Here is a 10,997-nt window from a genome sequence, read left to right on the forward strand (position 1 = left end):
CTTCACTGCCAAAATTTAGTAAATGATGATTTCGAAATTTATAGTATTTCAGATCAAAGAGAAGAAATAGATGAGTTTCTATCGGATAAAATAGTACCTTTTGCTATAACTTTTGATTCAAACCTAATCGCTTTTGACTTTCGTCATAAAATAACTGAGCCTGAAGTTATATTTATTATCTCTTCGCAACTTGAAGATGGAGATAAAGCAATAAGGCATATTAGCTCAAATTTCCATGAGTTCTTAGCTATCCTAGAAAAAATGAAGACGAACTTTGACCTAGCAAAGTAAAAGCCACGGGATACGGCTTTCTTAACAGACTTTAGAGAGAAGCGTGTTATGGTTGATATCGTTACGCTATTTAACCAATTACCCCATAACCAATAGCACCTTTTTAAGTCTTTTAAATTGAACACAGGTTTGATTGTTAAGGCTTAATCAAATCTGACAGTTCGCAACTGATTAATGGCCTACAAGAGCGAATAGCGGACGACCGGACAAACTCGTATTTGGACAGAAGTGAGTTAGAGCCAAAGGACGGCTTCGTGCCAGAAGCAGCCGTTAAATAGTATTATTAAAATCAACAATTGTGACCCCATTGATTCACGGTTATATCAACGAAGCGCAACCCATTCTCACTCGGCTAAATATAGAACCTAAGAATTGGATAAAACTCACCACGCAATTTTCCCGGGTATTTCACGGTGCTGTTGGCCGAGAGCGAGAAATAACCGCTTACTGCCAAACGCTTCAAAAACGACGACGAACAAACCTAGCAAACTGCGAGCGCTTGTTGGCTTAGTAAACCGAACAATCTCAACTCTAAATTTTGAACTGCTGTATTTAAAGTGCGTTGTCGTGGGCGATAAAGCAGTTTTAATGATGGGATACGCTTGAACGCTAAAAGCCCTTCCATTTGTTAGCACTTTTGGCCTCTGAGAATGATGTGTTTCAACCCTTTTTTAAAATTTATTTTCCCTGCATAAGTGAAAATAGTGGTGGGTGTCATTGATTCTGTTGTTAGCACTATTTCTTGCTTGGTTTTGCTAATGAGCTATACACCAAATCTACAAACGTTACCCCATGCCAATCCTCATCAAGTGATGGATTAATCGTGTCAGGAGTTTTGCCGAGTAACTTCTTAACTTGCTTATATGCGTTAATACGCTCCGCCAACCTAAGCATTTCGTGCTGATGCTCAGGTGGCAACATTTTGTTTCGATACCAAGTATTAAAAATATGATCACATAGCTCTTGGTTACAAGAAAACCATTCACCTTGGCGTCGTATCCTTGCAAACTTTTTATGTAATTCCGTTTCTCGCTTGGAGCCACCAGGCTCAAGCGCACCAATTACCAACTGACCAAAAGTACCGGTTTGTAAGTTTCTTAATCGCGTCAATACATTTTTTGAGCGCCCGATTTTGACGAACAGTCCTTGAAATGGATGGGTATTTTCATGTGGTCCAGCCCATGTATCAGGGACTTGAATTATGTAGTAAATACTATCAATCGTGCCAAGGCACACATGATTAGCCCAATCTGACCAAGTTGAAATCCAGTTTTCAGCAAGTTCATAAGTCTCAAATTCTTGAGTTGTGAAATAGTACTCTCCACTGTTATAGTGAACATCAGCGACAAACTTACCATTCTGATTCTTTTTGATATTCTGAACGTTCAACGTTACTCCTAATAGTGCTAACGCCCTGTTAAGGTGTGAGCAACGCAATACCGATGCCTCCGCATGCCACCTTAAACACTAAACGCAACGCATTGCAAAATGCCAAGCATTACAAATCACTCTTAAACAGATTGTTAAGCGTCAACTCAAAGCATGCTTATCAATGCCGAAGCTCCTGCTCCAATAACGCTTCCAACAGTACTGTTTTCTAACAATTGTTTAAGTAAGCTTTTTGCTTCAGGATCATTACTTCTTGCAACTTCTTCGACCAACTTTTGGACATTGATAGTAACTGATTGAGTGTTATTGTTACCAACTTGAAGCTGCTCGCCTGAGATACTACCAATATTAAAAGTTGTATTGCTAGAGGAGCTTGTTTTGTGTGGTTGAGAAGTCGAGTTTTCCACATGTAAGGTCAACATATGAGGATGATTAGTACCGATATTTAATGTGCCACCCTCTAAAAATTGAACGTCTAGGACTTTCAAATGGATTTCACGTTTACCGGACTTTTGCGTAATTACATCGCCTATCCCTACATCAGGAGTCTCAGTATAAGGTACCAAAACCTGCCCTTTAGACATATTACGTTGAGCTTTATATTCTTGCCCTTCAATGAAAACCACTTCTGGATATGCCAGTGCATCGAAATCCATAAATACTCCTAGTTTAAAAATTGCCACATTGACGCTTAACTGCTTATTCTGTCCCACTTTGGTAGTTTATAACGCACCAAAACGGCGAGTAATAATGTTATAGGACAAAATCCGGCACTTTGTGTCAAAGTTGCATAACTTTGCTCGCTACTAATGTCCGTTCTTCGCTCAAAGCCACCCTTAGACCATTTACGTTAACGCATTTTGGGGCAGAAACGAGTTGACTGAACGGCCACTTTGTAGGATGAAGGTAACATTGACGACCGTCTTTTGTTCGCTCAAGGCCACATAGCCATAATGATATGCAAGCTCCAGCAGTAGCAGAAGAAATACTTAATTCACTGTCTGGAATTAGTTGACCACTACAACATACAACAACAGCAAAAAATTGGATACTTTCCAATTACCGGGAGCTCGTCACCACCAGTTTTCACATTTAAAAATGAGAATGAATGGGCAAAATATATCAATCAATTAAAAAGGATAAACGTCTATAATGGTAAGTAGTAAAGCAGAGCACCTAATTAAATTATGTGATACCTATTGCTCATATTTAGAATCAAACGGCCTAAAAATGAAAAGGGAATTATGTGACGCACTTAATGCATACGGAATGGTTCATCACCAAAAGGCACTTAAAGCCTACTTCGAAGCAGGAACAAATATTTCTATTGAAGTAGATCTGCTTGGAGGAGGGGTTTGCTATGTAAGCGAGATACCACCTAGTAGTGCAGAAGCAGGAGAGTTATGGTTTGATCCTTATGAGTTAGTCTTTATGGTCAAAACTACTAACCCGTTAGGTTTTGGAAAAGGTGTTATAGGTTGGCTGTCAATACACCCAGTATTCTACTGGCAATACCATGTGTTCCAGCGTTTAGTAAAGTATACAGTTAGAGATGACTCGTTTTTACAAGTTGATGATATACTTACATCTCGCCCTTTTGGTATAGATAAGTCTGATTATGCAACGGATATCTATAGTGAAGAGGCAAAAGCCTATGCTAAATGGCATGGTAAATGGCTTGCTTCAAACATTCGGATTGAGGCGCTGCTACAATCTTGGAATTATCAAAGTAGCCCTGAAATTTTTAATACTGGTATTTATTACTGGGATAATTCGTTTGGTGGAGATGAATCAGAAAGGTTAGTCTTCGGCTTCAGTGATAAAAATTCTTTGAACCAAGGTCAAGTAGCTGAATGGTTTAGAGGAGATAATATTGGTATTATCACCGCTATCGTAGACCAAGTCGGGTTGACAAATATTGAGCATCTTCCAAGAGATTCTGGTGAGTGCTTAACTCTTATTAATTGCGCTAAAAAGGTTAACCTTTAAATGCATATTAGTTCCGCGGGTACTTGCTTAGTCAACCAAACTTCATTTTCAGAGAGATAAAATTTAAAACCTGATTCATACATAGCTCGGGCTTTTATTTTGAGAATTATAGGTTTTCCGTATCGTTGTCCTGCTGCTTTTGCGGTATCAATATTCGACGAAAGGTGAACATACAGGCGTTCTTGGGGGATCAAGCCCTGAGCCAATATGTTATCCAAAAAACGTGTAGCTGAGCCGTGGTACAAAAATTCAGGAGGTTCCATCTGCCTTAGCTGCAAATCAACATCAACAGAGTGACCTTGATTTGCTCGTATGCGTAAATTATCGTCAGAAATTATGAATCGTTTTTTGTCGTTAGTTTCTACAACTTGTTGGATTAGATCAAATGATAAATTACTTAAACCATTTGAGGTATACGCCTTACTTATTAACTCATTAATGTTAGCCCAGCCATATTGATCTAATTCCAATCCAATGGCATCGGGCTTGTGACGAAGTACCAAACTTAAAAATTTACTTACTTTATTTAGCTGATCAGGTGTCATTAAGGTACTCTTTTAGCCGTTGCAGGTTCAGCTCAATAGTGTTTGACTTCAGTATTATGTTATAAACATTAACTTTACCCCAGTGGTCTCTATGTTTCTAGAGTTTTGGCTGGAGTTGAATACATAAGTTTATGTGATCGATTTTTTCAATTCGCATTTGTATTTAGCGAGCGCATTTTTGCAAAAAATGAACTCGATACGCATAAATGTGTTTTGAGATATATTGTGATAGGGGGTCTAGTCGGGGTTTTATATAACCTGCACTCACTCGCGGGGTTATTGCCATGCGCCGTGTTGAATTTGGCGAGGTGTGTTACGCCATCCCTCAAATTGTGATTCGACATTTTCATTAAAATTACGAAAGAGTTGCTCGATGTTTTGTGCAGGTACAATATTGCACGGGTTGCTGCTTTCTTGTCGTAAATACTCGAAAAAGGCGTTGCTGTTGTGCTCGACCATAAATCCCGTAAACAGGTAACTATTGGCATATAAGGTGGTACTTTGCATGGTTTGCCACTGATTTTCGCTATTGAATAGGGTGTTAATATCAAGCTTGGCAAAGTGCGATTTCAAAACCCCTTCTTCCGTCAACCAATCTTAGTCAGAGAGGTAAATCGAAAATTTACCCGTATCGGTAATTCTTAGGTGCTCAAAATACTCGGCTAAGCCTTCTGTTACCCAGCGAGGGGTTACGCCGAAATAGTAAAAAGCTAGGGCATGCACGGACTCATGAATGAGCGTTCTTAGCGTTTCTTCCTCAGTGCGACTGCCATTGATAAAGCCTTGGTTTTGAAACAAGAAGTACATGCCTAAAGTACCGGCTGGCTCTGCATCGCGAGAGAGGATTAGCTCATTGTAGTCAGCATCATTGGCGGCAATATGCATGTTCAACTGGATGGGAGATAAGGCTTTTTTGTGTGCTAACTGGTTAAAAAAGTGCTTAAACATCATATACACCATGTTGAGGGCTTGCTGCGCCTGATACTCAACATAAGGGCTCACGGGTTCACCCGTTAGATTGAGTTTAAAATTTTCCATGTTGTTGAATTGCGTTTGCAAGGAAAATACTTCGCGTTTTAGTGCCCCGCAGGTAGGTGTCGAGATACCGCTGAACATATTAACAATATCACTGTGCCCGTTTAGGTTATAAAAGGTTTTTTCTGGTATTTCAGGTAGCTGCTGTCTTGTTACTTTTGGTGGTGCAACCGTTAGGTGAGGAGTGGTGTCTGGCTGACTTAAACGTTTTTCGGTATGGGTGTCTAGCTGTATGCCGAATTCAGTCAATAAAGGTTTGATAGACCTCATCGAGTTTGCTGCTGCACTTGGGTAGATAAAATAAAGCGCAAACAATATCAGCGTGATGATAAGTAGTAGGACAAAGACCCGCCAAACCAAAGTGATATCCTTGTGTAATACCTGTCCAGAGACTTTGGTTATACTCGATTATCGGTAAACTTGGCAATGGGTAATTTGATTATCGGCTTACTCCCATGGCATTAAATAATATCTACTTTAGTGTGTCATAGCCTATCGTTTGCATTATTTGCCATTCTTTTTTCTACAACAATGTACCCATAATCTGATTCGTTGCCTATACTTTTTGAAAAAATAACAGAGCATACAGATGAAAGTAGTTTGGCCGTTGATTTTACTGTGTTGTGTGGGCGGGAGTGCGAGCGCGCTTGATACTCAGGTGAATATTACGACGGGGCAATGGCCGCCGTATTTAGATCAAGCGAAACAAGATCAAGGCTGTGTGGCTGCTGTGATCCGAGATACCTTTGCGCTCTCTGATATCAAAGTCCGATTTTTATTTATGCCTTGGGAACGCGCCTATCAAGAGGGAATGAAGGCGGCTTACATTGGTAGTGCTTATTGGTATTACAGTGAGCAAAGGAGCAAAGACTATATTTACACTCAACACCCACTTACTGAAGAAACGGCACGCTTTTATCACCATCGAGATTTAGCGTTTACCTATACGAGTTACGCAGATCTTAAGCCATTTAGACTGTTGCTCAATCAAGGGTTAACTTATCCGCCTTCTCTGTTAGAGGCGATAGAGACGCTTGAAATCAAAACTTCATATGCCACGTATACCAGTAAAAATGTGGCACTGATCCTACGAAACCGTGCGGATATTATGATTATGGACGAAAAGTCGGCGAAGTCTTATCAGCAGGAACTGCCAGCAGAGGAAGCGGAGTTATTAGTGGCGCAAGCGATCCCTGCTTTTATCCAAAAAGGCTATTTGCTTATCAATAAGCATCATAGAGAATATGTCGAGTTGTATAACGAAGGGCTAAAAAAACTATGGGCGGATGAAGACTATGTTGCTCAGTATCGTGCTCGCTGCTCTCGTGTGTTTACCGATTGATTGCTTTTTGGCTTTGCTAAAACCAAATAATGTCCTGATCCGTTGCGAAATCATTCATAAGTGAGAATCTAAATTTGTTTTTAATGTTTTTAATGTTTTTAATGTTTTTCATAGCCTGTTGGCTATTTTGACGGTATATAAAGCATAAAGAATGTTATTACACATAAAGCCTAATAGTGTATTCAGTGGGATTTTAGAGCATGCTTTGCAGCCAACAATCGTAAAGACTATCTTGAATCGTCATTGGCTGCTTTAGATTAAGACTTGCCTTATCCAAACCGCCTTCCGGCAGCTTGATTTTACGTTAAATGGTATATATTTATCTGGTCTGACCATTTAAATCGTCTTTTAAATTTTGCTAATTCTTGGTTAAAGTTTATGCACTTCAACTGTTGTTTTTACACTCAGCTATTTATTGAGTTGGGCTGAATTTTGACAGTTGTCATGGATTTTGATAACGTATTGTGCAAATTTGGTATGACCAATTTACCTATGAAGTTAATTCTTACCAAATTGATTAAAATAAGTCAGCAGTCTGGCTAGGTCACATCATAAAAAATTGGCGTTATTTCAATGTCTTTAAAGATTAAAGCAGCAAAACTATCGGACGTAATACTAGAACAGCTTGAGAATATGATCCTCGAGGGCTCGTTATTACCGGGTGAAAAGTTGCCGCCTGAGCGTGAGCTAGCTAAGCAATTTGAAGTGTCGCGTCCATCACTACGTGAGGCTATCCAGAAATTGGAAGCAAAGGGGCTTGTAACCCGTCGTCAAGGTGGTGGTACGTATGTTAAGAATCAGCTCGAAGAGGGGCTAACTGATCCATTATTCGACTTGATCAGTAAACACCCTGAATCTCAGTTCGATTTACTTGAGTTTCGTCATGCACTAGAGGGCATTGCTGCCTACTATGCGGCGCTCAGGGGCACAGAGAATGACTTTGCAAAGGTACAACAAAGCTTTGACAATATTGCACAGATAGGTGATGACCTGATGCAAAAGGCAAGAGCAATTAATGCTTTTCACTTTGCCGTTGCGGAAGCGTCGCACAACGTCGTCCTGCTTCATCTTGTAAAAGGGATGCAGTCACTGCTTGAGCAAAACGTGTTGCAAAACTTAACCGTCTTGGTGCAAAAATCAGACGTGAGTGAGCAGCTCGGTGAGCACAGAAAGTTGTTATTAGATGCGGTGATCAATGGTAATCCTGAACAAGCAAGACTTGCTAGTAACGCCCACTTAGCCTTTATCGAAGAAGCGTTATTAGAAGCCGGTAAAGAGCGTTCGCGAATAGAGCGCTCACTGCGTAGAACAAAACAGCAGTAATCGGGCTTGATTCAGTAAGAATTGGCACAAATAGAATAAATTCGTATTTTAAACATAAGGAACACTCCATATGTCTGAAGTCAATAAAATTGACGTAGACGCGCTAGAAACCCAAGAATGGTTACAGGCGCTTGAGTCGGTCGTAAAAGAAGAAGGCGTAGAGCGCGCTCAGTTCTTGTTAGAGCAAGTATTAGAGCAAGCGCGTCTTGATGGCGTAGATATGCCAACAGGCACTACGACTAACTATGTCAACACTATCCCAGCAGATCAAGAACCTGCGTATCCAGGGGATGTGAACCTTGAGCGTCGTATTCGCTCTATCATCCGTTGGAATGCGATCATGATCGTACTTCGTGCTTCGAAGAAAGATCTTGAGCTGGGCGGGCATATGGCCTCTTACCAGTCGTCAGCTGCATTCTATGAAATGTGTTTCAACCACTTCTTCCGTGCACCAAACGAGAAGGACGGTGGTGACTTAGTGTATTACCAAGGCCACATTTCTCCGGGTATTTATGCTCGTGCGTTTGTCGAAGGCCGCCTAAGCGCTGAACAGCTAGACAACTTCCGTCAGGAAGTAGACGGTAACGGTATTTCTTCATACCCACACCCTAAATTAATGCCTGAATTCTGGCAGTTCCCAACGGTTTCTATGGGTCTAGGTCCAATCGCGTCTATCTATCAAGCGCGCTTCCTTAAATACCTAGATGGCCGTGGACTAAAAGACACCTCTGAGCAACGCGTTTATGCCTTCCTTGGTGATGGTGAAATGGACGAGCCAGAATCACGTGGTGCAATTTCATTCGCTGCCCGTGAAAAGCTAGACAATCTATGCTATCTAATCAACTGTAACCTACAGCGTCTTGACGGCCCAGTAATGGGTAACGGTAAGATCATCCAAGAACTAGAAGGCCTATTTAAAGGTGCAGGTTGGAACGTGATCAAAGTGGTTTGGGGTTCTGGTTGGGACAAACTACTGGCTAAAGACACCACAGGTAAATTACTACAACTGATGAACGAAACAGTTGATGGCGATTACCAAACCTACAAATCAAAAGATGGTGCGTTCGTACGTGAGCACTTCTTTGGTCGTTACCCAGAAACTGCAGCATTGGTTGCTGATATGACTGACGAAGAAATCTTTGCGTTGAAGCGCGGTGGTCACGAGCCGTCTAAACTATTCGCGGCGTTTAAAGCGGCGCAAGACACCAAAGGTCGTCCAACAGTTATCTTAGCTAAAACGGTAAAAGGTTACGGCATGGGTGCTGCGGCTGAAGGTAAGAACATTGCTCACCAAGTTAAGAAAATGGACATGACGCACGTAGCGCATCTACGTTCACGTCTAGGTCTAGATGACTTAGTGTCTGACGAGCAATTACAAGACCTACCATACTTAACGCTAGAAGAGGGCTCAAAAGAGCACGAGTATTTACATGCTCGCCGTAACGCCCTTCATGGTTACACGCCTAAGCGTTTGCCTAATTTCACAGAAACGTTAACGCTACCAGAGTTAGATGCATTCAAACCGCTTCTAGAAGAGCAAAAGCGTGATATTTCTACAACGATGGCATATGTTCGTGCATTAAACATCTTACTAAAAGATAAGAGCATCGGTAAAAATATCGTACCTATTATTGCTGACGAAGCACGTACTTTTGGTATGGAAGGTTTATTCCGTCAAATCGGTATTTATAACCCACATGGCCAAAACTACAAGCCTGAAGACCGCGATATTGTTTCTTACTACAAAGAAGCAACCTCTGGTCAGGTACTACAAGAAGGTATCAATGAGCTAGGTGCAATGTCTTCATGGGTGGCTGCGGCAACCTCATACAGCACCAACGATTTGCCAATGATCCCGTTCTATATCTACTACTCAATGTTTGGTTTCCAACGTGTAGGTGATATGGCGTGGATGGCGGGCGATCAACAAGCGCGCGGCTTCCTACTTGGTGCAACCGCTGGTCGTACAACGCTAAATGGTGAAGGTCTACAGCACGAAGACGGTCACTCGCACATTCAAGCAGGTACGGTGCCTAACTGTATTTCTTACGACCCAACGTTTGCATTTGAAGTAGCGGTTATTTTGCAAGATGGTATCCGTCGTATGTACGGTCCAGAGCAAGAGAACGTGTTCTACTACCTAACGCTCATGAACGAAAACTACCATCAACCTGCAATGCCAGAAGGCGCTGAAGAAGGTATTCGTAAGGGTATTTACAAGCTTGAAAGCTACACTGGCGACAAAGCACAGGTTCAGTTAATGGGCTCTGGTACTATCTTGAACGAAGTACGTAAAGCGGCGCAAATTCTAAGCGACGACTACGGTATCGGTTCTGATGTATTCTCTGTAACGTCATTCAACGAGCTTGCTCGTGACGGTCAAGATGCTGAGCGCTTTAACATGCTAAATCCAGAAGCAGAGCAAAAAGTACCTTATATCACGAGTATGCTTGGTGATGCGCCAGCAATTGCAGCTACCGATTACATGAAAAACTATGCTGATCAAGTACGTGCATTTATGCCGAGCGCATCTTACAAAGTACTTGGCACAGACGGCTACGGTCGTTCAGACAGCCGTGAAAACCTACGTCGTCACTTTGAAGTGAACGCAGGTTACGTAGTAGTTGCTGCACTTGGTGAGCTAGTTAAGCAAGGCAAGATTGAAAAATCAGCTGTGACTGACGCTATCAAGAAATTTGATATCGACACCACCAAAACTAACCCACTTTACGCATAAGAGGACGAGTAATGGCAATCGAAATTCATGTTCCAGATATTGGTGCCGATGAGGTTGAAGTAACCGAGATCCTAGTAAGCGTAGGTGACACGGTTGCAGAAGAGCAATCGCTTATCACGGTTGAAGGCGACAAAGCATCAATGGAAGTACCTGCCTCTGTGGCAGGTACGGTGAAAGAAATCAAAATAGCCGAAGGCGATAAAGTCTCGACTGGTTCTTTGATTATGGTTTTTGAAGCAGCAGGTGAAGAAACAGCTGCAGAACAGCCAGCGGAAGAAGCCAAGCCAGAAGCCAGCACTTCAGGTCAAACAGAAGTGAAAGAAGTTCATGTACCAGATATTGGTGG

General features: G+C 41.7%; 11 protein-coding genes and 1 pseudogene. 7 read left to right on the top strand and 5 right to left on the bottom strand.

Translation table 11 applies throughout. The features are described from left to right. Together CWC03_RS12010 and CWC03_RS23795 are read left to right on the top strand one after the other, a co-directional pair. A partial coding sequence (locus tag CWC03_RS12010; protein WP_171040243.1) for an SMI1/KNR4 family protein occupies positions 1 to 291 on the top strand: 291 nt, incomplete at its 5' end. Between the two features lie 316 nt (positions 292 to 607). Beyond that, positions 608 to 802, top strand: a pseudogene (locus CWC03_RS23795) (transposase); the annotation flags it as partial. Between the two features lie 224 nt (positions 803 to 1,026). Here the strand turns inward: CWC03_RS23795 and CWC03_RS12025 are convergent. Beyond that, positions 1,027 to 1,680 (bottom strand): GIY-YIG nuclease family protein, encoded by a 654-nt coding sequence (locus CWC03_RS12025; protein ID WP_138582128.1) that lies wholly within the window; start codon positions 1,678 to 1,680, stop codon positions 1,027 to 1,029. 146 nt (positions 1,681 to 1,826) lie between these two features. Continuing rightward, a complete protein-coding gene (locus CWC03_RS12035) occupies positions 1,827 to 2,336 on the bottom strand; it encodes a hypothetical protein (protein ID WP_130164739.1) in 510 nt (169 codons plus the stop codon). Between the two features lie 496 nt (positions 2,337 to 2,832). Here CWC03_RS12035 and CWC03_RS12040 point away from each other — a divergent pair, with 496 nt between their 5' ends. Further along, positions 2,833 to 3,669, top strand: a complete 837-nt coding sequence (locus CWC03_RS12040) for a formylglycine-generating enzyme family protein (RefSeq protein ID WP_138582129.1) — start codon at positions 2,833 to 2,835, stop codon at positions 3,667 to 3,669. Here the strand turns inward: CWC03_RS12040 and CWC03_RS12045 are convergent. The 3 genes from CWC03_RS12045 to CWC03_RS12050 form a co-directional block, all read right to left on the bottom strand. Next, positions 3,666 to 4,214, bottom strand: a complete 549-nt coding sequence (locus tag CWC03_RS12045; RefSeq protein ID WP_138582130.1) for an RNA 2'-phosphotransferase — start codon at positions 4,212 to 4,214, stop codon at positions 3,666 to 3,668. The genes CWC03_RS12040 and CWC03_RS12045 overlap by 4 nt on opposite strands. A 276-nt stretch (positions 4,215 to 4,490) precedes the next feature. Then, positions 4,491 to 4,787: a hypothetical protein gene (locus CWC03_RS23800; protein ID WP_249314020.1), complete on the bottom strand. Its 297-nt coding sequence runs from the start codon at positions 4,785 to 4,787 to the stop codon at positions 4,491 to 4,493. Between the two features lie 24 nt (positions 4,788 to 4,811). Further along, positions 4,812 to 5,609 (bottom strand): DUF1570 domain-containing protein, encoded by a 798-nt coding sequence (locus tag CWC03_RS12050; RefSeq protein ID WP_249314021.1) that lies wholly within the window; start codon positions 5,607 to 5,609, stop codon positions 4,812 to 4,814. A gap of 229 nt (positions 5,610 to 5,838) precedes the next feature. Between CWC03_RS12050 and CWC03_RS12055 the strand changes: the two genes are divergently transcribed. The 4 genes from CWC03_RS12055 to CWC03_RS12070 all read left to right on the top strand — a co-directional run. Then, entirely contained in the window at positions 5,839 to 6,591 is a 753-nt protein-coding gene (locus CWC03_RS12055; RefSeq protein ID WP_138582131.1) for a substrate-binding periplasmic protein, read from the top strand. Between the two features lie 573 nt (positions 6,592 to 7,164). Next, positions 7,165 to 7,914: a pyruvate dehydrogenase complex transcriptional repressor PdhR gene (gene pdhR, locus CWC03_RS12060; protein WP_125250480.1), complete on the top strand. Its 750-nt coding sequence runs from the start codon at positions 7,165 to 7,167 to the stop codon at positions 7,912 to 7,914. A 70-nt stretch (positions 7,915 to 7,984) separates the two neighbouring features. Then, positions 7,985 to 10,651, top strand: a complete 2,667-nt coding sequence (gene aceE, locus CWC03_RS12065; protein ID WP_138582132.1) for a pyruvate dehydrogenase (acetyl-transferring), homodimeric type — start codon at positions 7,985 to 7,987, stop codon at positions 10,649 to 10,651. A gap of 11 nt (positions 10,652 to 10,662) precedes the next feature. Next, positions 10,663 to 10,997: biotin/lipoyl-containing protein (locus CWC03_RS12070; RefSeq protein WP_283234893.1), on the top strand; the 335-nt coding region annotated here is incomplete at its 3' end.

Origin of the sequence: Pseudoalteromonas sp. S2755 (assembly GCF_005886535.1) — a bacterium.
Taxonomy (GTDB): domain Bacteria; phylum Pseudomonadota; class Gammaproteobacteria; order Enterobacterales; family Alteromonadaceae; genus Pseudoalteromonas.

What these genes read in the sequence shown, in the direction of transcription:
- CWC03_RS12035 (WP_130164739.1), bottom strand. Translation starts at nt 2,336, where the DNA reads ATGGATTTCGATGCACTGGCATATCCAGAAGTGGTTTTCATTGAAGGG.
- CWC03_RS12040 (WP_138582129.1), top strand. Translation starts at nt 2,833, where the DNA reads ATGGTAAGTAGTAAAGCAGAGCACCTAATTAAATTATGTGATACCTAT.
- CWC03_RS12045 (WP_138582130.1), bottom strand. Translation starts at nt 4,214, where the DNA reads ATGACACCTGATCAGCTAAATAAAGTAAGTAAATTTTTAAGTTTGGTA.
- CWC03_RS12055 (WP_138582131.1), top strand. Translation starts at nt 5,839, where the DNA reads ATGAAAGTAGTTTGGCCGTTGATTTTACTGTGTTGTGTGGGCGGGAGT.
- pdhR (WP_125250480.1), top strand. Translation starts at nt 7,165, where the DNA reads ATGTCTTTAAAGATTAAAGCAGCAAAACTATCGGACGTAATACTAGAA.
- aceE (WP_138582132.1), top strand. Translation starts at nt 7,985, where the DNA reads ATGTCTGAAGTCAATAAAATTGACGTAGACGCGCTAGAAACCCAAGAA.